General features: G+C 57.6%; 19 protein-coding genes. 12 read left to right on the top strand and 7 right to left on the bottom strand.

The features are described 5' to 3' along the window. The first annotated feature begins 311 nt into the window (after positions 1-311). A complete protein-coding gene (locus ABDX87_RS12085; RefSeq protein WP_346833042.1) occupies positions 312-638 on the top strand; it encodes a hypothetical protein in 327 nt (108 codons plus the stop codon). A gap of 23 nt (positions 639-661) precedes the next feature. Here ABDX87_RS12085 and ABDX87_RS12080 read toward each other — a convergent pair whose 3' ends face one another. After that, the gene (locus ABDX87_RS12080) at positions 662-1,855 is read right to left on the bottom strand and encodes a colicin-like pore-forming protein (RefSeq protein WP_346833041.1); all 1,194 of its coding nucleotides are present in this window, start codon (positions 1,853-1,855) and stop codon (positions 662-664) included. 44 nt (positions 1,856-1,899) lie between these two features. After that, positions 1,900-2,373 carry a hypothetical protein gene (locus ABDX87_RS12075; RefSeq protein ID WP_346833040.1) on the bottom strand — a complete coding sequence of 158 codons (474 nt, stop codon included), beginning with the start codon at positions 2,371-2,373 and terminating at the stop codon, positions 1,900-1,902. A 294-nt stretch (positions 2,374-2,667) separates the two neighbouring features. On the opposite strand from ABDX87_RS12075, the gene ABDX87_RS12070 reads away from it, so the two are divergent. Then, positions 2,668-3,642: a GlxA family transcriptional regulator gene (locus ABDX87_RS12070; protein WP_346833039.1), complete on the top strand. Its 975-nt coding sequence runs from the start codon at positions 2,668-2,670 to the stop codon at positions 3,640-3,642. Positions 3,643-3,824: 182 nt separating this feature from the next. Here ABDX87_RS12070 and ABDX87_RS12065 read toward each other — a convergent pair whose 3' ends face one another. Both ABDX87_RS12065 and ABDX87_RS12060 read right to left on the bottom strand, forming a co-directional pair. Continuing rightward, positions 3,825-4,247, bottom strand: a complete 423-nt coding sequence (locus ABDX87_RS12065; protein WP_346833038.1) for a DUF3010 family protein — start codon at positions 4,245-4,247, stop codon at positions 3,825-3,827. A gap of 48 nt (positions 4,248-4,295) precedes the next feature. After that, on the bottom strand, positions 4,296-4,700 hold the full coding sequence (locus tag ABDX87_RS12060; protein WP_346833037.1) for a lysozyme inhibitor LprI family protein: 405 nt from the start codon (positions 4,698-4,700) through the stop codon (positions 4,296-4,298). A 228-nt stretch (positions 4,701-4,928) separates the two neighbouring features. On the opposite strand from ABDX87_RS12060, the gene ABDX87_RS12055 reads away from it, so the two are divergent. The 7 genes from ABDX87_RS12055 (at position 4,929) to ABDX87_RS12025 (ending at position 13,725) form a co-directional block, all read left to right on the top strand. Then, positions 4,929-5,906, top strand: coding sequence for a dipeptidase (locus ABDX87_RS12055; RefSeq protein WP_120124129.1), 978 nt, complete (start codon positions 4,929-4,931; stop codon positions 5,904-5,906). Between the two features lie 84 nt (positions 5,907-5,990). Further along, the gene (locus ABDX87_RS12050; protein WP_081565031.1) at positions 5,991-6,521 is read left to right on the top strand and encodes a DUF5943 domain-containing protein; all 531 of its coding nucleotides are present in this window, start codon (positions 5,991-5,993) and stop codon (positions 6,519-6,521) included. Between the two features lie 15 nt (positions 6,522-6,536). After that, positions 6,537-8,597 carry a dimethylglycine demethylation protein DgcA gene (gene dgcA, locus ABDX87_RS12045; protein ID WP_346833036.1) on the top strand — a complete coding sequence of 687 codons (2,061 nt, stop codon included), beginning with the start codon at positions 6,537-6,539 and terminating at the stop codon, positions 8,595-8,597. A 161-nt stretch (positions 8,598-8,758) separates the two neighbouring features. Beyond that, positions 8,759-10,705: a dimethylglycine demethylation protein DgcB gene (gene dgcB / locus ABDX87_RS12040; RefSeq protein WP_346833035.1), complete on the top strand. Its 1,947-nt coding sequence runs from the start codon at positions 8,759-8,761 to the stop codon at positions 10,703-10,705. Next, positions 10,705-11,925 (top strand): electron transfer flavoprotein subunit alpha/FixB family protein, encoded by a 1,221-nt coding sequence (locus tag ABDX87_RS12035; RefSeq protein ID WP_346833034.1) that lies wholly within the window; start codon positions 10,705-10,707, stop codon positions 11,923-11,925. The genes dgcB and ABDX87_RS12035 overlap by 1 nt, the downstream gene beginning before the upstream one ends. Then, positions 11,915-12,718 (top strand): electron transfer flavoprotein subunit beta, encoded by an 804-nt coding sequence (locus ABDX87_RS12030; RefSeq protein WP_346833033.1) that lies wholly within the window; start codon positions 11,915-11,917, stop codon positions 12,716-12,718. Before ABDX87_RS12035 ends, ABDX87_RS12030 begins: the two co-directional genes overlap by 11 nt. An 89-nt stretch (positions 12,719-12,807) precedes the next feature. Then, positions 12,808-13,725 (top strand): RHS repeat-associated core domain-containing protein, encoded by a 918-nt coding sequence (locus tag ABDX87_RS12025; protein WP_346833032.1) that lies wholly within the window; start codon positions 12,808-12,810, stop codon positions 13,723-13,725. Between the two features lie 753 nt (positions 13,726-14,478). Here the strand turns inward: ABDX87_RS12025 and gbcA are convergent. Further along, the gene (gene gbcA, locus ABDX87_RS12020) at positions 14,479-15,777 is read right to left on the bottom strand and encodes a glycine-betaine demethylase subunit GbcA (protein WP_346833031.1); all 1,299 of its coding nucleotides are present in this window, start codon (positions 15,775-15,777) and stop codon (positions 14,479-14,481) included. Positions 15,778-16,108: 331 nt separating this feature from the next. Here gbcA and gbcB point away from each other — a divergent pair, with 331 nt between their 5' ends. Then, positions 16,109-17,209 (top strand): glycine-betaine demethylase subunit GbcB, encoded by a 1,101-nt coding sequence (gene gbcB, locus ABDX87_RS12015; protein ID WP_120124111.1) that lies wholly within the window; start codon positions 16,109-16,111, stop codon positions 17,207-17,209. 139 nt (positions 17,210-17,348) lie between these two features. Here gbcB and ABDX87_RS12010 read toward each other — a convergent pair whose 3' ends face one another. Both ABDX87_RS12010 and ABDX87_RS12005 read right to left on the bottom strand, forming a co-directional pair. Beyond that, a complete protein-coding gene (locus ABDX87_RS12010; protein ID WP_346833030.1) occupies positions 17,349-18,974 on the bottom strand; it encodes a methyl-accepting chemotaxis protein in 1,626 nt (541 codons plus the stop codon). A gap of 210 nt (positions 18,975-19,184) precedes the next feature. Next, positions 19,185-20,810: a methyl-accepting chemotaxis protein gene (locus ABDX87_RS12005; protein ID WP_346833029.1), complete on the bottom strand. Its 1,626-nt coding sequence runs from the start codon at positions 20,808-20,810 to the stop codon at positions 19,185-19,187. Positions 20,811-21,128: 318 nt separating this feature from the next. On the opposite strand from ABDX87_RS12005, the gene ABDX87_RS12000 reads away from it, so the two are divergent. Continuing rightward, positions 21,129-21,362: a hypothetical protein gene (locus ABDX87_RS12000; protein WP_346833028.1), complete on the top strand. Its 234-nt coding sequence runs from the start codon at positions 21,129-21,131 to the stop codon at positions 21,360-21,362. Beyond that, complete coding sequence (locus tag ABDX87_RS11995) at positions 21,359-21,661, top strand: cell division protein ZapA (RefSeq protein ID WP_346833027.1); 303 nt, start codon at positions 21,359-21,361, stop codon at positions 21,659-21,661. Before ABDX87_RS12000 ends, ABDX87_RS11995 begins: the two co-directional genes overlap by 4 nt. The last annotated feature ends 10 nt before the right edge of the window (positions 21,662-21,671 follow it).

Raw genomic sequence — 21,671 nt, 5'->3', positions numbered from 1 at the left:
GCTCTTGCACGGTAGCGACCTGTACGATTGCTTGAAGGCATAGGAGTGGAGAAACAAGAAACACTTTTTTCAAAGATTGTTTCCGCGGATGCCAAATGTGTTCTGCTTCACGTAACGCTCTTAATTCCTGAATTGATCGCTAGATACCTCACGGTTTTACGCATGATGATGGGTGAGCTATGCGCGAGTCTGAAATTATGGGGGCGCTCATAGGATAAGGCTTGTAAGATTATTGATGCTTATGCTTTGGTGAAAGCATTCGACTCAAGCTGAGTATCGTTGAGATATGAATTAAATTGAAGGGCGATAAGATGGATAAAAGTTTTTTTATGAGAAATTTTCCTATGGGATGTTTGTATTCGATATTGGGAGGAATGGTTTTCTGCGACTTTGCTCCGAGCTGGAAAGAAAATGTAGCTTTCATGATTGTAATGATTGCAAGTGCTATTTTGTATCCGGTGTCTCGTTATTTTATTTGGGCATTCGTTTGCGTCTTAATTCCCCGCTGCGGCCAAGAACGGGTGCTGGTTGGGTCTAGAGTTTCGGGGATGACCGCTCTTTTCGGTTTGATATGTATGGTGGCAGCTATTCCTGTTGGTATTGGTTATGTCGCATGGCTACTTGCGAGGAAGGGATGACTTGCGTCATCCCGATAGACTGGTTACAAACTCATGATAAAATCGTTTATTTGAGTGGTTAATTCGTCGTCGATCATCGCGCTAGTCGCTGCCATTATCAAAGCAAATCCTAAGATCCCAATGGGGGTAGAGGCCGTCAGGCCGAACATAACAGCAATCAACACGGATGCGGTTTTGCCAAGAAGAATAGTTTCAACTTTAATAAAGAATGGGCTCCAGTCCCCGGTAGTCGTGGATTTTCTTGCCTCATCTATTAGGTCGTAAGCATCGATCGCGACTCCTGCAGCTCCTAAAGACTTTCCAAGTTTTGTAAGACTTTTAGCCATAGTTTCGGCGTCAAGCGACTCTAGCGCTTTGGCAATGGCATCTCGGTCCTTGACACTGAATTTTGTATCCAGCGTATGTTTATATTTGTCATAAGCTTTAAGCGCCTCCTCGGCGTTTCTGATTTTCTTACCTCTGGCACGCTGAGAAATTTTTTCTGCCAACGCGGAGGCGTTGTCTCCAAATTTTTCCCCCGCTTCTGCATAGAAGTCCATTGTGAATTTTATGGCGTCTTTCATTTGCTCAGCGTCATCCGCCCGATTCCCTAAGTCGGAGAATTTTTCAGACGTGCCTTTCAAGTGCGCCGCAGATTCAGTTTTCAAAAGGGCTTCGTGATAGGTCAACCACTTGGTGCCCAATTTGGTATTGTTCTGCAGGTAGACAAGCTCATTTAGAGCCTCCAGCTCTGGCTTGCTGAGAGGAGCACTGATCTGCGGGTTGTTAGGCGAGAAGTAGATAGTGATCCCGCCTCTACTGTATGGAGGTGGCGCTTGGATGGGCTGGATCTCCGAGAGTTTATTTGCAGCCATTCGTTCGAGCGTTGCTTGGTAATGCCTTAGGGCCTGAGAGGTAGGCAGGTCCTCCATGTGACCCGCTTCGGTCGCAAATTCAGATTGCAGAAATTTTGGAAGCTGTTGAACGTAAATATCACGCTCTCTTTCAATAACAGACATCCGCAGGTCTTGGGCAGCAAACGTGGCGCTTGTTCCTGCTTCATACTCTGCATTATCCTTTTGAGCTGCGATTCCGGGCAACATGCCCGATAGAGTTTTTTCCGATAATGTCAAAAGCTTTATCTCTAATGCAGCTGAGTATGCGTCATCAAAGAGTTTGTACAATTTCGCAAGCTCTTCCAGATTCGCTGTTCGCTCATTCAAGAACTTTGCCATCATCTCGCGTGGGATAACCTCCATCAAATAATAAGGACTAAGTCCATTCAGGCTTCTGGCGCGATCGGATAGGTTAGATATGTTGCTTTTTTCGTGTCTATCAAGTCTAATGTTGTGCTTTGGTCGATAGCGAGCGATTCGCTTAGTGTTAGGTCGCGACCTTTTTTTGCTCCTGACTTCGCCTCTTGCAACTCGCGTTCGATTTCCGCGGCCGCGGTGCTAAATCGCGAGTTGTACTGTGCGTCGATGACTGATTGATTGTAAGTTTGCTCACCCATGAAATCGATCATTACATTAGGTGTCGCAATGTTATGAATCGTCCCTTTTCCCCCCACGCCTTTAGGGCGTTCCATGTCTGCTCCCCAACCGCTGCCATTGATAGTGGAGCCCCAATCGAATTCCTGCGGCGTATAACCTCCACCGGAACCATTATCAGAGTAAACTTGGATCTGATCTGGAGTGATGACTATGGGCTGTTCAATAACTAATGTGCTTCGAGTATTGGCAGGTTTTGGCTTCATTTTAATTTTTCCTTTTTGCGCATAGGCAGGCCTTGCCCATGTGACGATAATCACATGGGATAAGCGCGGTGTTAAATGTAATCGCCTGTGTTTGAGGTGTTTGTTCTGACCAGAAATATATTGGCAATATCGACCTAACCTTGTTCATCATTTTGGGTCAAGTCAAAATTTAAAGAGTTAACCGAAAGTATGTTTCTTGATAGTCATTATCTATCGGTTGATGCTTGTCGATTTGTCGCGAGTGTTCGGTTTAATATGGCACTTGCTGCTCATCTATTTTCATGAGTTCCGTGAATGTCCCAGGATTTCTACTTCTTGCTCATGCCCGGCTTTTCCATGATGGGTTTCGTCTCGGCGCTGGAGCCGTTGCGCGTGGCCAATCGTTTTGGGGGCGAGTTGTATCGCTGGCACATCCTGAGCATCGACGGCGGGCCGGTGATTGCCAGCAACGGCATGTCGGTCAACGCCGATGCGGCGCTGGAGCCGTTGAAAAAGGGCGCAACGCTGTGGGTGATGGGCAGTGTCGACCCGCTGAAGTTTTACACCTCGACACTGGAGCACTGGCTGCGTCGACTCGATCTGGAAGGCGTGACGCTGGGCGCGATCGACACCGGCAGCTTTGTGCTGGCCGAGGCAGGGTTGCTGGAAAGCTATCGCCTGACCCTGCATTGGGAGGCGCTGGACGCGTTCAAGGAAACCTACCCAAACCTGCAGGCCACCCAGGAATTGTTCGAAATCGACCGCCGCCGTATCACGTCGGCAGGCGGCACGGCGTCCATTGACCTGATGCTTGATCTGATCGGTCAGTCGCACGGCCCGGATCTAGCGATCAAGGTGTCCGAACAATTCGTGCTCGGCCGCATTCGTCAGCGCAAAGACCACCAGCGCATGCAGATCGCCACGCGCTACGGCATCAACAACAAGAAGCTGGTGCAGGTGATCGGGGTGATGGAGCAACACACCGAGCCGCCCCTCAGCACTCTCGAACTGGCCGAAGGCATTCAGGTAACGCGTCGTCAGTTGGAGCGCCTGTTTCGTCTGCACCTGAACGACACACCGAGTAACTTCTACCTCGGCCTGCGGCTTGAAAAGGCCCGGCAACTGTTGCGCCAGAGCGACATGAGCGTGCTGGAAGTCAGCATTGCGTGCGGGTTTGAGTCGCCGTCGTATTTCACGCGCAGCTACAAGGCTCGGTTTGTGGTGTGCCCGAGGGAGGATCGCGGGCGGGTGGCGCGGGAGCCAAAGCCGGTGTCGGCAGACGCTAAATAACCGAAACTGATCGTTCCCACCCTCCGTGTGGTAACGCCTTTGTGGACGCTCTGCGTCCCTCAACAGCGGACGCGGAGCGTCCAGTGCTGCATTCCCACGCGGAGCGTGGGAACGATCATTGTGTCGGCTACCACCGTGCAATCTTTTTGCGTGTCAGCACGTCAGTCCTTGCGCAAAGACGGCTATTTAACGCCCTTCATCAACGCCGAGCACGCCGCTTTATACGCCTCATGCTGATACTTGTTCAGCGCCGCCGGCAGTTCGAAATTGTGCTTTTTCATCTGGGCATTGATCGTCTGCGGTGACAGCAGGACCACGTCGCAGTCCTCCAGCAGCTGGAAAACCGTCTCGATCTTGAAGGTGGTCGGGCCGCCGGCGAACTCGCCTTTCTTGCTGCGTTTTTTGATGGCGATGTGGGCGACGCCGTTTTCGCGCACGAAGCGGGTGATCTGCGTGGCGAAATTTTTGACATTGACGGCTTCGTCATCGTCTTCAAGAGCGATCTTTTTAATCGCCAGTGGCACGTGTTCGAGGGTGCCGGATGCGCGAGTGGCGACAGCGAAGATCGCTTCGCTGCCTTTGATTTCTACGCCGCAGATGTTCATGTGCCTACCTTGAGCTGATAACGGGCATCAGGGTAGCGCATTCGATCGTCATTCAGGCTGGATGATGCTTTCCACGTACTCCGAGCGCTCGTCACTGGTGCGCGCCAGGCAGTCGTTCTGGTCGATGTTGAATTCCTTGCTGCCGGGTTTGGCCGGGAAGACTTCAACGGCGCAATCGGCGTCGCGCAGTTTCTTCCAGGCGTCCTGGGCGGTTTTCAGCTTGGCGATCAAGTCGTTCGCTTCGGCCTTGTTGGCGCCGTACTGCGTGTTTACCCGCTCCAGCAGGTTCTGAAAGTTCTCATCCAGCAACTTGACTGCCGTGTCGCGCGAATACACCGAACATTCGAGGGTCTGTTTGTCTTCGTCTACGCCGTCGCATGGCGTGGCGTCGGGGTTAGCGGCGGCGTGGGCGCCTGTCGCGAATAGAGCCAGAGCCAGAAAAATCGTCTTCATTGGAGCTTCCCGATTCAGTGATACGGCGGATTCTCGCCCAAGCGCGCGCCAAAGAACAGTTATCAAACACAGGCGGCAGACGCTCGCGGTCGCCCTTTGTCGTTTCTTGACGCTTTCGGCAATTCCCCTGTCGTTTTTGCACCCGGCTCCTCCGACCCTCAGGCATATGCTGGCCCCAAAGCGCCGGCAGACGTTTCGGCGCGCGATTAACCTAAAGGGGACAGCCTGATGAGCCCAGCCGAGTTGCACGCCGACAGCATCGTTATTGACGGGCTGATCATTGCCAAATGGAACCGTGAGCTGTTCGAGGACATGCGCAAAGGTGGCCTGACCATGGCCAACTGCACTGTTTCGGTGTGGGAAGGTTTTCAGCAGACCGTCAACAGCATCGCGTCGAGCCAGAAGCTGATCCGTGAGAACAGCGACCTGGTGATTCAGGTGCGCAACACCGCCGACATCCGCAAAGCCAAAGAGCTGGGCAAGACCGGCATCCTGTTCGGCTTCCAGAACGCGCACGCCTTCGAAGACCAGATCGGCTACGTCGAGATCTTCAAGCAGCTGGGCGTGGGCATCGTGCAGATGTGCTACAACACCCAGAACCTCGTGGGCACCGGTTGCTACGAGCGTGATGGCGGCCTGTCGGGCTTCGGCCGTGAAATCGTCGCGGAAATGAACCGCGTCGGCATCATGTGCGACCTGTCCCACGTCGGTTCCAAAACCTCCGAAGAAGTCATCCTCGAATCGAAGAAGCCAGTGACGTATTCCCACTGCCTGCCTTCGGGTCTCAAAGAACACCCTCGCAACAAATCCGACGCGGAACTGAAGTTCATCGCCGACCACGGCGGCTTCGTGGGCGTGACCATGTTTGCGCCATTCCTGGCCAAAGGCATCGATTCGACCATCGACGACTACGCCGAAGCCATCGAGTACGTAATGAACATCGTCGGCGAGGACGCCATCGGTATCGGCACTGACTTCACGCAGGGCCATGGCCAGGAGTTCTTTGAGTACTTGACCCACGACAAGGGCTACGCCCGTCGCCTGACCAACTTCGGCAAGATCATCAACCCGCTGGGTATCCGTACCGTCGGCGAGTTCCCGAACCTGACCGAAACCCTGCTCAAACGCGGCCATTCGGAGCGCGTTGTACGCAAGATCATGGGCGAGAACTGGGTCCGCATCTTGGGCGACGTCTGGGGCGAGTAAGTCCTACAGCCGCTCATCACCGAATTTTTCCCTCTCCCTTTCGCGGAGAGGGCATCACCTGAATTTTTCTGGAGTTAAGTTTCCATGGCCAAGATCGCCCCGCAATTGCCAATCGAAGTCGACAGCGAAACCGGTGTCTGGACGTCCGACGCCCTGCCAATGCTGTACGTGCCGCGTCACTTCTTCGTCAATAACCACATGGGCATCGAGGAAGTGCTGGGCGCTGAAGCCTATGCCGAGATTCTCTACAAGGCCGGTTACAAGTCCGCCTGGCACTGGTGCGAGAAAGAAGCCGAATGCCATGGCATCGAAGGCGTCGCGGTCTTCGAGCACTACATGAACCGTCTGTCGCAGCGCGGCTGGGGCTTGTTCAAGATTCAGGAAATCGACCTCGATAAAGGCACCGCCAGCGTCAAGCTTGAGCATTCCGCGTTCGTGTACGTGTACGGCAAGGTGGGTCGCAAGGTCGATTACATGTTCACCGGCTGGTTCGCTGGCGCCATGGACCAGATTCTCGCTGCCAAAGGCAGTGCCGTTCGCACCGTGGCCGAGCAGGTTTACGGCGGTTCGGAAGAAGGCCACGAAGATGGCCTGTTTGTCGTAAAACCGTTGTAAGCCGAGGACCCTGCCATGGCTTTCGAAGCAATGTTTCAGCCGATCCAGATCGGCAAACTCACCATCCGCAACCGCGTCCTCAGTACCGCGCACGCCGAGGTCTATGCCACTGATGGCGGCATGACCACTGACCGTTACGTGAAGTACTACGAGGAGAAAGCCAAGGGCGGCATCGGTCTGGCCATTTGTGGCGGCTCCTCAAGCGTTGCGATCGACAGCCCGCAAGGCTGGTGGAAGTCGGTCAACCTGGCGACCGACAAGATCATCCCGCACTTCCAGAATCTCGCCGACGCCATGCACAAGCACGGCGCCAAGATCATGATCCAGATTACCCACATGGGCCGTCGCTCCCGTTGGGACGGCGATCACTGGCCGACGCTGATGTCGCCATCGGGCATCCGTGAGCCCGTGCACCGCGCAACCTGCAAGACCATCGAGCCGGAAGAAATCTGGCGCGTGATCGGCAATTACGCAAGCGCAGCGGCACGTGCCAAGGCCGGTGGCCTGGACGGCGTGGAGCTGTCGGCGGTGCACCAGCACATGATCGACCAGTTCTGGAGCCCGCGCGTCAACAAGCGTACTGACGAGTGGGGCGGCAGCTTCGAGAACCGCATGCGTTTTGGTCTGGAAGTGATCAAGGCCGTGCGTAAAGAAGTCGGTCCGGACTTCTGCGTCGGTCTGCGTATCTGCGGTGACGAATTCCACCCGGACGGTCTCAGTCATGAAGACATGAAAGAGATCGCCAAGTATTACGACCAGACCGGCATGATCGATTTCATCGGTGTGGTGGGTTCGGGTTGCGACACGCACAACACCCTGGCCAACGTCATCCCCAACATGAGTTACCCACCGGAGCCGTTCCTGCACCTGGCGGCCGGTATCAAGGAAGTGGTCAAGGCACCCGTTCTGCACGCGCAGAACATCAAGGACCCGAACCAGGCAACGCGCATTCTGGAAGGCGGTTACGTCGACATGGTCGGCATGACCCGCGCGCACATCGCTGACCCGCACCTGATCGCCAAGATCAAGATGGGCCAGGTTGACCAGATCCGTCAGTGTGTCGGCGCCAACTACTGCATCGACCGTCAGTACCAGGGCCTGGACGTGTTGTGCATCCAGAACGCCGCGACGTCTCGTGAATACATGGGCGTGCCGCACATCATCGAGAAAACCACCGGCGTGAAGCGCAAAGTGGTGATCGTCGGTGCTGGCCCTGCGGGGATGGAAGCTGCGCGTGTGTCGGCCGAACGGGGCCATGACGTGACGCTGTTCGAGAAGAAAGATTTCATCGGTGGGCAGATCGTGACGGCGTCCAAGGCGCCGCAACGTGATCAGATCGCCGGTATCACGCGCTGGTATCAGCTGGAGCTGGCGCGCCTGAAGGTCGATCTGCGTCTGGGCACGGCGGCTGACATCCCGACCATCATGGACTTGCGTCCGGATGTGGTGGTGCTGGCCGTCGGCGGTCATCCGTTCCTCGAGCAGAACGAACACTGGGGCGCCGCCGAAGGTCTGGTGGTCAGCAGTTGGGACGTGCTCGACGGCAAGGTGGCGCCGGGCAAGAACGTGCTGGTCTACGACACCATCTGCGAATTCACCGGGATGTCGGTGGCCGACTTCATGGCGGACAAAGGCAGTCAGGTCGAGATCGTCACCGACGACATCAAGCCGGGCGTGGCCATCGGCGGTACGTCGTTCCCGACCTACTACCGCAGCATGTACCCGAAAGAAGTGATCATGACCGGCGACATGATGCTGGAGAAGGTCTACCGCGAAGGCGACAAGCTGGTGGCGGTGCTGGAGAACGAGTACACCGGCGCCAAAGAGGAGCGGGTGGTCGATCAAGTAGTGATCGAGAACGGCGTGCGTCCTGACGAAGAGCTGTATTACGGCTTGAAGGAAGGCTCGCGCAACAAGGGCCAGATCGACATCGACGCCTTGTTCGCGATCCAGCCTCAACCGTCGTTGAGCCAACCCGGCGATGGCTACCTGCTGTTCCGCATCGGTGACTGCGTGGCGCAGCGTAATACGCATGCGGCCATTTATGACGCACTCAGACTGTGTAAAGACTTCTGACGGCTTGCACATAACCCTGTGGGAGCGAGCTTGCTCGCGAAAGCGGTGAGTCAGTCGACATCCATGTCGCCTGACAGATTGCATTCGTGAGCAAGCTCACTCCCACAGGGAACGAGTAAGGCATCTCGACCTGCAAGACCCCCGGTCTTTGGGAGCTCCACATGTTGAACACCCTTCTTCCAATCCTGCTGTTCGCAGCCCTCGGCCTCGGTGTCCTGGGTGCTTTGCGGCGGGTGGCCATGTGGCGCAACGGTCGTGCGTCCAAGGTCGATCTGCTGGGCGGCCTGCTGGCGATGCCCAAACGTTACATGGTCGATCTGCACCATGTGGTGGCGCGGGACAAATACATCGCCAACACCCACGTCGCGACCGCGGGTGGCGCAGTCGCGTCGATCATTCTGGCGATTCTGGTCCATGGTTTCGGCCTGCATAACCGCATTCTCGGTTACGCGTTGCTGCTGATGTCGGCGGTGATGTTCGTCGGGGCGATCTTCGTTTACCTGCGCCGTCGCAACCCGCCGTCGCGCCTGTCGAAAGGCCCGTGGATGCGGTTGCCGAAAAGCCTGCTGGCGTTCTCCGCTTCCTTCTTTCTGGTGACCTTGCCGGTTGCTGGCATCCTGCCGGAAAACTTCGGTGGCTGGTTGCTGGCGGTGATTCTGGGGATCGGCGTGCTGTGGGGCGTTTCCGAGCTGTTCTTCGGCATGACCTGGGGCGGCCCGATGAAACACGCCTTCGCCGGCGCGCTGCACCTGGCCTGGCACCGTCGCGCCGAACGTTTTGGCGGTGGTCGCTCCACCGGCCTCAAGCCGCTGGACCTGACCGACCCGACTGCGCCGCTGGGCGTGGAAAAACCCAAGGATTTCACCTGGAACCAGTTGCTGGGCTTCGACGCCTGTGTGCAGTGCGGCAAATGCGAAGCCGCGTGCCCGGCCTATGCTGCAGGCCAGCCGCTGAACCCGAAAAAACTGATTCAGGACATGGTCGTCGGTCTGGCGGGCGGCACTGACGCCAACTTCGCAGGCAGTCCTTACCCTGGCAAGCCCATCGGCGAACACGGCGGCAACCCCCATCAACCGATCGTCAACGGTCTGGTCGATGCCGAAACCCTGTGGTCCTGCACCACCTGCCGCGCTTGTGTGGAAGAGTGCCCGATGATGATCGAGCACGTGGACGCCATCGTCGACATGCGTCGTCACCTCACGCTTGAAAAAGGCGCGACCCCGAACAAGGGCGCCGAAGTGCTGGAAAACCTCATCGCCACCGATAACCCGGGCGGTTTCGCGCCGGGCGGCCGGATGAACTGGGCGGCAGACCTTAACCTCAGCGTCATGAGTGAGAAGAAGACGGCTGACGTGCTGTTCTGGGTCGGCGACGGTGCCTTCGACATGCGTAACCAGCGCACGCTACGCGCTTTCGTCAAAGTCCTGAAAGCCGCCAAGGTCGATTTCGCCGTGCTTGGGCTCGAAGAGCGCGACAGCGGTGACGTGGCTCGTCGTCTGGGCGACGAAGCGACATTCCAGATGCTTGCCAAACGCAACATTCAGACCCTGAGCAAGTACAGCTTCAAACGCATCGTCACCTGCGATCCGCACAGCTTCCACGTGCTGAAAAACGAATACGGCGCTTTCGATGGCAATTACCTCGTGCAGCACCACAGCACCTACATGGCTGAGCTGATCGGCGACAACGCGCTGAATCTCGGCCAACACAAGGGCTCCAGCGTGACCTATCACGATCCGTGCTACCTGGGCCGTTACAATGGCGAGTACGAAGCGCCGCGTGATGTGCTCAAGGCGCTGGGCATCGAGGTCAAGGAAATGCAGCGGTCCGGTTTCCGCTCCCGCTGCTGCGGCGGTGGTGGCGGCGCGCCGATCACCGACATCCCTGGCAAGCAACGTATCCCTGACATGCGCATGGAAGACATCCGTGAAACCGGCGCCGAACTGGTCGCCGTCGGTTGCCCACAATGCACCGCGATGCTTGAAGGTGTGGTCGAGCCGCGCCCGATGATCAAGGACATCGCCGAACTGGTCGCCGATGCGTTGCTTGAAGACGCAGCGCCTGCAAAGCCGGTCCCTGTCAAACGTGAACCTGCGGAGGCGCACTGATGAGCGACATTATCCGCCGCGACCCTCGTGCCGAGTGGATCGCCCGCAACCGCCTGCATCCTTTGCACGCGGCCATGCAGCCGACACAAGCCAGTTGGATGGGGCCTAACGGCGTCATCCGCAAAAACGTCCACGGGATTGGCTTCATCGGGCCGAACGGCATCAAGCGCATCGACCGTAGCGGGGCGCAGCAGGGTGGGGCCGTCAAACGCTCCGCGTCTGTGGAGGTCCAGCTGCCACTGCATCAAGTCGCCGAGCCGACTTTCTACATCGCGGTAGTTCCGGACATGGTTGGCGGTCGCCTGAGCAGCCACGATCGCGACCTGCTTGGCCTGGCTCACAGCCTGGCCGGCAAGGACGGTGCTGTGCTGGCCGTGGTCTTCGGCGAGCATAAAGAAAGCACTTTCGAGACGGCAGGCGTGGACCGTCTGCTGGTGCTGGAAGGCAGTGAATTCAACGGTTATTCGCCCGAGCAACGGGTGCAAGGTCTGCGGGCTGTGGATAACCAGTTCGACCCACGCCATTGGTTGCTGCCTGACAGCCGCAGCGGTGGCGGTGAACTGGGCCGCCGTTTCGCGGCGAGCCTGGGTGAGCGCCCTGCAACGCGCGTCTGGCAGGTCAAGGACGAACGCAGCACTGGCCGTGCAGGCGCTGGGCGTGAAGACCTTTCGCGTCCTGTCTCGCGCTTGATTCTGGCCGCTGCAGAGTGTGCCGAACCCGTCAGCGAAACACGTCATGAAGCGCTGCCGGTTGAGTTGTCCACAACCATCGCGCGCAGCATCGCCCGGATCGAAGACCTTGGGGCCGTGGCCGTCGACCCGGCACTTATCCCCATGGCGGAAGCAGAATTCATTTTCTCCGGCGGCAACGGCGTGAAGGACTGGGCGCTTTTCCACCGCACCGCCGCAGCGCTGGGCGCTACGGAGGGCGCATCCCGCGTGGCCGTGGACGATGGGTTCATGACCCGTGATCGCCAGGTCGGTGCGTCTGGTACCTGGGTCACTGCGCGTGTTTACGTGGCTGTGGGTATCTCGGGCGCGATCCAGCATTTACAGGGTATCGGGGCCTGCGACAAAGTCGTGGCGATTAACCTCGACCCGACCTGCGACATGATCAAACGTGCTGATTTGTCAGTCATTGGCGAGAGCGCCGACGTGCTCAACGCCCTGATTGAGGCCGTCGAGGCTTACCGGAACGAGGCAAAACGCGATGCAGCCTGACAACAACACACCTGTGGATAAAAGCGCGCTGCACGTCATCAGCCTGGTTTCCATCGGCGCGCATCCAACATCCGGTCGTCCGCGTCGCGCCGAGCAAGACGCGCGTGCTGTGGAGCTTGGCCTTCAACTGGCTGGGGATAACTTGCACGTGTTGCACGCGGGCAACGCCGAAGAGCCTGCACTGCGGGCGTATCTCGGCATGGGCCTGAGTGAACTACACGTCTTGGAACAGCCTGAAGGCGCCGATGCGCTGCCGGGATTGACCGATTACATCCGTGAATCCGGTGTTCAGTTGGTGCTTGCGGGCAGTCAGGCCGAAACCGGCGAAGGTTCCGGCATGCTGCCTTATCTACTGGCTGAAAAGCTCGGTTGGCCGCTCGTCGTGGGCATGGCCGAGGTCGAATCCATGAGCAACGGCACCGCTCAGGTGCTGCAAGCGCTGCCCCGTGGCCAGCGTCGTCGCCTCAAGGTGAGATTGCCCTTTCTCGCCACTGTGGATAACGCAGCGCCCAAACCCCGCCAAAGCGCGTACGGTCCCGCCCAACGGGGCGTGCTGGATGTCGAGCAGATCGACGTCGTCATCGACGAGTTATTCACAGGTGCCGAACTCAGCCCCGCCAAACCTCGCCCGAAACGCCTGAAGGTCATCAAGGCCAAAAGCGGTGCGGATCGCATGAAGGCTGCGACGGCGAAGGCCAGCGGTGGCGGCGGTCAGGTGCTTAAGGGGGTCAGCCCTCAGGAAGGCGCTGCGGCGATCTTGAAGTTGTTGATTGAAGAAGGGGTGGTGCGCTAGGCCCGCTGACCTATCACTTCTATTAGTTACCCACAGCGAACGGCAGGATTAAGCTTATCCACAGACCTTCTGGCAAGTGAGTCAGCCTGATGGATGCGCCTTCCTTTCGTTCGCTGCTGCTGGCCACGGATCGCCACAACACTGTCCTGGCAGGATTTGCGCCGTCTGAATCAGGGCATATGGCCTATACGGCTTATGGCACCCAACCCCGCGATGAGGCGCAGATTAGCCACTCGGGCTTCAATGGCCAGTTACGAGAGCAGGGCACGGGCTGGTATCACCTCGGTAACGGTCATCGGATCTATAACCCTGCGCTCAAGCGTTTCCACAGTCCCGACGCGCTAAGCCCCTTTGATAAAGGCGGGCTCAATGCCTACACCTATTGCCTGGGTGATCCGGTCAACTATGTTGATCCGACAGGGCGAACGCCTGACTGGCTGCAGCCTGTACTGACGATCGGCCTTCACGCTTTCACAATCGCCGCCACGGTAATAGCAGCCGCCGTAGCCGGTCCGCCGGTCGGGGCCACCTTGGTGGCCGCACGAATGACATTGGTCGGTTCAAGCCTCGCAATCGCTGCGTCTTCGTTGACGCTCGCCGGTGTTAAAGAGGCGCGTTACGTCGCCCATGTGGGCACCGCGATCTCGGCATTGGGAGCCGTGACCCGCGTAGGGTTGGGTGTTCAGAGTCTGGTTGCCAAGAAAGAGCTGAGGAGGGCCGCTGTCAACCGAGTCACACAGTTGTTCGGCAGAACCCCCGTCACGCCAAAAATGCCGGGCGCCGTTTCTGTTCGTCCCTCAATTGTTGCCAACCCATACGGGAATGCACTGCGTGATGATCTCAGCAAAGTGCGGGGTAGTATTGCCAGCATCAGTAAAACGCAACCGGCGAGTCCCCCATTAACAAGCGCGCAACGCCTGAGAACCCACTACTTCGACGGACTGGACGAAGGAGAGCAGATAAACGTGGAAGTGATCATGGCGCACACCTACCCACAATCTCTGTGAGCTCACCTGTGGATAAGGTGTTCGCCGTCTTCTCCAGGCCACGTATCTAGAGGGTTTCCAGCCGTTGATCAAATATTGATCACTGTATCCATTGGTTTTTAAACGTTTTTTTCCACGCGTCGAGTTTTGGGCCTGCTCATATTTGCCCACATTCTCTGTTAGCGCTTGTGTGGATAAGTTGTTCGTCATCGCCGGCAAGCCATATAGATAGGGGGCTTCAAGGTATTGATCAAAAATTGATCAATCTGGAGTTTCTTCAGCGATTCATAGCTTGAAGCCTACCATTTCGAGTATCCAAGCGACTTTTCCACACCTCGAAACGTAATAACCCGAGTTGCGCACATTCTCTGTTGGCGCTTCTGTGGATAAGGTGTTCGCTATCCCTTGAGGGCCTTATAAACCGTGGCCTGCACATGGTTGATCAATAAATGAACAGTATTGGCAGGTATACAGCTTCTTGAATAAGTCACGGTTTTTCTTGGCTTTTTGCACAGGGAGAAATCGACTTTCCCACAATTGCTGTGGGTTGTGCTGTGGATAAGTTGTTTGTGGATGTCGCGCGGGTGCGGCGGAGATGGTGTCCGGGAGGTTTGAGTGTTTTTTGATCAGGCTTGAGTGGCGTTCAGGGGACTGTCTTGGAAACCTGTGGGAGCTGCCGGAGGTTACGACGGTGGCGAATGCGGTCTGTGTAATACAACGCTTTCGCCACCGTCATCACTGTCGGAATCTCCACAGGTTCCGAGTGATTGAGCCTTACTCGTGGTTAACCGCCACACCTTTCAAATACGGCGCAGGCTCGGCACCCATGTTTTCCAGGAGCTTGGCGCTGTACCAGTCGATGAAGTTGACCACGCCGAACTCGTAGGTCTTGGAGTACGGGCCTGGCTGGTAGGCGATGGAGTTGATGCCGCGCTGGTTTTCTTCGGCCAGACGACGATCCTGATCGTTGGTCGCGTCCCAGACTTCACGCAGGCGCGCGACGTCGTAGTCCACGCCTTCAACGGCGTCTTTATGCACCAGCCATTTGGTGGTGACCATGGTTTCCTGGGCGCTGATCGGCCACACGGTGAATACGATCACGTGGTCGCCCATGCAGTGGTTCCAGGCGTGCGGCAGGTGCAGGATGCGCATCGAACCCAGGTCCGGATTCTTGATACGGCCCATGAGCTTCTGGCTGCCTTGTTTGCCGTCCATGGTCATGGACACGGTACCTTTGAGCAGCGGCATGCGCACGATGCGGTTGCGCAGACCGAAGCTGGCGTGAGCAAACGGGATCTTCTCGGCTTCCCAGGCAGCGGCGGATGCTGCGACGTGGTCCTTGAACGCCTGGTCGGCGCGTGGATCGGTCACGTCGTCCCATTCCAGCAGAGTGTTCAGCAGCTCCGGATGCGAACCGTTGCAGTGGTAGCACTCACGGTTGTTTTCCAGCACGAGTTTCCAGTTGGCTTTTTCCATCAAGGTGGTTTGTACCGCCACCTTGGTGTTCTCCATGTCGTACGGTTCCATGTAGTGATTCAGCGTCTGCAGGAACTCGTCGATGGCTGGCGGATTGGCCGCCAGGCTGATGAAGATGTAACCGCCAGCGACTTTGCAGTTCACGGGCTTGAGGCTGAACTGCTTCATGTCGAAGTCAGCGCCCATTTCGGTGCCTGCATACAGCAGACGACCGTCGAGTTCATAGGTCCACTGGTGGTAAGGGCACACCAGCTTGGCGACTTTGCCTTTTTCCTTGGTGCACAGACGCGAACCGCGGTGACGGCAGACGTTGTGGAAGGCGTTGATCGAACCGTCCGGCGCACGCACGACCAGAATCGGGTTCTTGCCGATCTGCAGGGTCAGGAAGTTGCCCTTGGCCGGGATTTCACAGGTCATGCCTGCAATCAGCCATTCTTTTTGAAAGATTTCCTGCATGTCGATTTCAAACAGCCGCTCATCGCTGTAGAAAGGCTGCGGCAGCGAGTAGGTGCGCTCCCGGTTCTGCAGCATTTCAGCGGTGGCCTTGCGTGCGGGTTCCAGCGGATCGCCCAGGCTCAGAGTTGCGGTGACGTCCATCTTTCAAGTCCTCAGACCGTGGTTTCAACGGTCTACGAATGTGGCTGATACGGTTGTGTTTGAGTGGTTTGCAGGCAAGGCGACGGTGCGTTCTGTCGCTCATCCTTATAAATAAAAAATCTGTAATCGATTGACGGCGAGTGTGTAGCCGGGCGCGACGTGAACCTTATCCATGGGCGACATGGCCGAATCCGTTTCCGACTCCGTAACCCCTATAGATCGGGGCTGGTCGCCATAAGTATGTGAATGTCGCTGATAGGTAAATAGGCGCGTCGTGCGTTACGCAGAATCGCCACCATAAGAGGCCGACAGTCGGCCGTGGAGAGTGAGTATGTCCCAGAGTTTCCTCAGCCCGGTCAACACACAGACTTGGGCCAATGGCCGCCATCTGGTGCGGGTCGTCAAAGTGATCCAGGAAACCTGGGACGTGCGCACCTTTTGCTTCATGGCCGACCAGCCAATCCTGTTCTTCTTCAAGCCGGGTCAGTTCGTGACCCTGGAGCTGGAAATCGAAGGCGTGCCGATCATGCGGTCGTACACCATCTCCAGCTCGCCTTCAGTGCCGTACAGCTTCTCGATCACCATCAAGCGCGTACCGGGCGGCAAGGTATCCAACTGGTTGCACGACACCCTGCATGAAGGTCAGGAACTGGCCGTTCACGGGCCGGTCGGTCTGTTCAACGCCATCGACTTCCCCAATCCGAAGATTCTCTACCTCAGTGGCGGTGTCGGTATCACGCCGGTCATGTCCATGGCGCGCTGGTATTACGACACCAACGCCAACGTCGACATGGTCTTCGTTCACAGCTCGCGTTCGCCCAAAGACATCATCTACCACCGTGAACTGGAGCAGATGGCGTCGCGAATCAACAACTTCTCGCTGCACATCGTCTGCGAGAAACACGGGCTGGGTGAGCCGTGGGCCGGTTATCGCGGGTATCTGAACCAGAAGATGCTCGAGCTGATGGCGCCGGACTTCATGGAGCGCGAAGTCTTCTGTTGCGGCCCGACGCCGTACATGAATGCGGTCAAGCGCCTGCTGGAAGCCAACGGCTTCAACATGGCGCAGTACCACGAAGAGTCTTTCGGCGCGACGCCACCGGAAGCCCGCGCAGACGCGGTCGAGCATGCCGAGCAGGCGGCCGATGCGCCGGAAGTCGATGTGGCCGAACTGCATCAGGTTGAGTTCACCGACACCGGCAAGAGCATTCGCGTGGCGCCGGGCGAAACCGTACACGCGGCGGCTGCGAAACTCGGTCTGATGATCCCGAAAGCCTGCGGCATGGGCATCTGCGGCACCTGCAAGGTGATGAAACTGAGCGGGGAAGTGGAAATGGAGCACAACGGCGGGATTACCGACGACGACGTGGAAGAGGGATACATCCTGTCTTGCTGCAGCGTGCCGAAAGGCGACGTTCGTATCGAATATTGATTAATTCGGCGTCATCACGCCTGTGGGAGCGGATTCATCCGCGATGGGGCTTTCAGTCGATATAGAGGTATCGCTTGGCTTGGCCTCATCGCGAATGAATTCGCTCCCACAGTGTTTATGTGTCTAGGTTGATGATTCTTTACAACCTGAACCGCGCCACCATGCCGTTCAAATCCACCGCCAGACGCGACAGTTCGCTGCTGGCTGCAGTGGTCTGATGCGCGCCGGTCGCCGACTGAGTCGACAGGTCACGGATGTTCACCAGGTTGCGGTCTACTTCCCGTGCAACTTGCGCCTGTTCCTCGGCTGCGCTGGCGATGACCAGATTGCGTTCATTGATTTCCACCACCGCGCTGTTAATGGTGTCCAGCGCCACGCCGGCGCCTTTCGCAATATTCAATGTCGATTCGGCACGCTCGGTGCTGCTGCGCATCGAGTTCACGGCCTGCTCGGTGCCGCCCTGAATGCTGCCGATCATGCGTTCGATTTCACTGGTCGATTGCTGGGTGCGGTGCGCCAGTGCGCGCACCTCATCGGCCACGACCGCAAAACCACGACCGGCCTCACCGGCCCGCGCGGCTTCGATGGCGGCGTTGAGGGCGAGCAGGTTGGTCTGGTCCGCCAGGCCGCGAATCACGTCCAGCACCTTGCCGATGTCGCGGGATTCATCGGCGAGGTTACCGATCAACGTCGCGGTGCTTTGCACGTCGCCGCTCATGCGCTCGATGGCGCTGACGGTTTCCTGCACCAGATCGCGGCCGTCGCTGGCCGAGCTGGTGGCGTTTTTCGAGGCTTCGGACGTGCTCACGGCGTTGCGTGCCACTTCTTCGACGGCGCTGGTCATCTCGTTGACGGCCGTGGCGGCTTGTTCGATTTCATTATTCTGTTGCGACAAGCCTCGAGCGCTCTCGTCGGTGACGGCATTCAGCTCTTCGGCAGCGGATGCCAGTTGTGTGGCCGAGCCGGAAATGCGTTGCAGCGTATCGCGCAACTTGGACTGCATTTTCAGCATCGCGGTCAGCAGGCGACCGGCTTCGTCGGTCCCGTCGACGTGAATCGTACGGGTCAAGTCGCCTTCGGCGATCTCTTCGGCGGCCTTCAGCGCAGCGCCAATGGGGCGAGTGATGCTGCTGGTCAGCAGCCAGGCGAAAAGTACCGTCAGCACCGTCGCGATGATCAGCAGACCGACGACCAGGTTGAACGCTCTGTTGTACTGCTCGCCGGCACTGGCGTTGGCGGCATCGGACTCCTTGCCGTTGAACTCAACCAGTTTCGACAGAGCGGCATTCATCTTGTCGGAGTTTTCCTGCAACTCGACATTGAGCAACTGGGTCAGCTCTTCTATTTTCCCGTCACGACTCAGGGCGCGCATGCGGTCTTCAAGCTGCCGGTATTGGCTCAGCAGCTTCTGGAATTCGGCGTAGTTCGACTGTTCTTCCGCCGTTGTTGGCAGTTTTTCATAGGTCGCCTGGGCAATCCCCATTTGCTGGAAGCGGGCCGTCATCGCATCCAGGGTCTTCTGCTGAATGGCCGGATCGCGGTTGACCAATAGCCGAAACGACAACACTCGCAAGCGCACGCTGGTGTCGATCATCTTGTCCAGGCTGCGAATGCTCGGCACGGTATTGCGTGCGATCTCATCGCTTGTCGCTCGGATATTGCTCATCTGTGTGAGCGAAAAGATGCCGAGAATCAGCATGAGAACCCCGATCAGGGCAAAGCTGAAAAACGCGCGTGGAGCGATGTTCATGTTGCGCAATGACATAGAGGGTATTCCGAACGGATGGGCGCAGGGGGCGGCCCAGACAGAAAAGTGCAGGCGGTTAACTGCCTATCGGTTGGAAAACCCGGCGCTTGAATGAAACTGCAGGATTTGAAACAAATAACGGCTTCGTTCAGCGAACAGACAGCTAGGCCGGAAACAAAAAAGGGGAATGCACGCTCGGCGCATTCCCCTCTTTGGCGGCGCTGTGCGTTAAACGCGGAAGCGCGCAACCATCCCGTTCAGGTCGACCGCCAGACGCGACAGTTCGCTGCTGGCTGCAGTGGTCTGATGCGCGCCGGTCGCCGACTGAGTCGACAGGTCACGGATGTTCACCAGGTTGCGGTCTACTTCCCGTGCAACTTGCGCTTGTTCCTCGGCCGCGCTGGCGATGACCAGATTGCGTTCATTGATTTCCACCACCGCGCTGTTAATGGTATCCAGCGCCACACCAGCGCCTTTGGCGATGTTCAATGTCGATTCGGCACGCTCGGTGCTGCTGCGCATCGAGTTCACGGCCTGCTCGGTGCCGCCCTGAATGCTGCCGATCATGCGTTCGATTTCACTGGTCGATTGTTGAGTGCGGTGCGCCAGTGCGCGCACCTCATCGGCCACGACCGCAAAGCCACGACCGGCCTCACCGGCCCGTGCGGCTTCGATGGCGGCGTTGAGGGCGAGGAGGTTGGTCTGGTCCGCCAGGCCGCGAATCACGTCCAGCACCTTGCCGATGTCGCGGGATTCATCGGCCAGGTTGCCGATCAACGTCGCTGTGCTTTGGACGTCGCCGCTCATGCGCTCGATGGCGCTGACGGTTTCCTGCACCAGGTCGCGGCCGTCGCTGGCCGAGCTGGTGGCGTTTTTCGAGGCTTCGGACGTGCTCACGGCGTTGCGTGCCACTTCTTCGACGGCGCTGGTCATCTCGTTGACGGCCGTGGCGGCTTGTTCGATTTCATTGTTCTGTTGCGACAAGCCCCGAGCGCTCTCGTCGGTGACGGCATTCAGCTCTTCGGCAGCGGACGCCAGTTGTGTGGCCGAGCCGGAAATGCGTTGCAGCGTATCGCGCAACTTGGACTGCATTTTCAGCATCGCGGTCAGCAGGCGACCGGCTTCGTCGGTCCCGTCGACGTGAATCGTACGGGTCAAGTCGCCTTCGGCGATCTCTTCAGCCGCTTTCAAGGCAGAGGCGATAGGGCGTGTGATGCTGTTGGTCAGCAGCCAGGCGAACAGCAGGGTCAGGACGGTCGCGATAATAAGCAGGGTGACGACCATGGTGAAGGCGGTCGAATACTGCCGTGCTGCGTCCTTGTTGGTGTCATTGATCTGTTGGGTATTGATCTCGACCAGCTTGCCCAGTACCACGTTCATTTGGTCCGAGTTGGTCTGCAGGTCGGCGCTGAGCAGCGAGGTCAGTTCGTCGAGTTTGTTGGCGCTACTCAGCGACTTCATGCGGTCTTCGAGCCGACGATAGTCATTGAGCAAGGAGAGGTACTGATCGTAAGCGGCCTGTTCTTCCGGTGCCGAAATCAGTTTGACGTAGATCGCGCGCGCGTCGTCGATCTGCTTGTTGCGCATGGCCAGCAGGTCGACGGTTTTCTGCAGCGTGTCGGGGTCGCGATTGAGCATCAGGCGATAGGACAGCACGCGCAGACGAATGCTTGCCTCGGTCAGTTTATCCAGCGACTTGATGCTCGGCACATTGTTGGTGGCCATCGTCTCGGTGGCATCGTTGATCTTGCTCATCTGGCTGAGGGCGAAGATGCCCAGGATCAGCATCAGTAAACCGATGATGGAAAAACCGAGGAAGGCGCGGGGCGCGATGTTCATATTGCGTAGGGACATGACGGTTCCTGAGAAAGCCGCGATCCATGCGTGCAAAGGGGGAGTGTTGCCAGAGATGCATGCTTATCGGTCCGCCGAAGGAGGACTTGACCCCTTTGGTCTGGTGCTGTGCGCTTATGTCGCAGGCGGTTGATCTGACGAACAGCAGGAACAAGATGGGCAAAACGCAGTCAATCAGGACCCTGATGCGTTTGCGGAATTGAAGCAAACAAGTGCTTTTCTGGTCGGTGTAGTGGCGTGAATGCCCTGATTTCACTGGTAGCTGAAGTGACTTTTCTTTATCGTACGCGCCCTTTGAAATTTGCCTGAGATATCAAAATGTTGGAAGCATCCCTAAGCCAGTTGGAAAAACTCGTCGGTGACCTGGTGCAGCAGAACCAGGATCTGCAGAACACGAATGCGCAGCTCGCCGAAGCGCTGAAACAAGCCAGGGATGACAACGACAGTTTGCAGTTGAGCCTGCTGGAGCAGGAAGAGAAACAAGGCGCCACGGCAGCCCGTATTCAGGCGCTGGTTGATCGCGCCACCAGCGCGAGTGCGGTCAGCGCATGATCATCGACCGCGACGCCACCAAAGTCATTTCCATTCTCGGCAACGACTACACGATCAAGGCACCTGCCGGGCAAGAGCAGACCTTGATGGATGCGGTGGTCATGCTCAAGTCGGCGTTGTCGGAAACCAAGCGCAATTACCCGACACTCATCGGCGACCGTCTGCTGGTGCTGGCGGCGCTGAACCTGTGCTCGAAGCAGATCGAACTCAAGCAGCAACATGCCGATGAGCTGAGCCGTTATGAGGACAAGGTCAGTGCGACGGTCGAGGTGATCGAGAAGGTGATTTCGCAGGGGTGATAGCGCTTTC

This window comes from Pseudomonas abietaniphila (genome assembly GCF_039697315.1).
Taxonomy (GTDB): Bacteria; Pseudomonadota; Gammaproteobacteria; order Pseudomonadales; family Pseudomonadaceae; genus Aquipseudomonas; species Aquipseudomonas abietaniphila_B.
The sequence above is the reverse complement of the archived record's forward strand: the minus strand, read 5'-3'. Positions and strand labels throughout refer to the sequence as shown.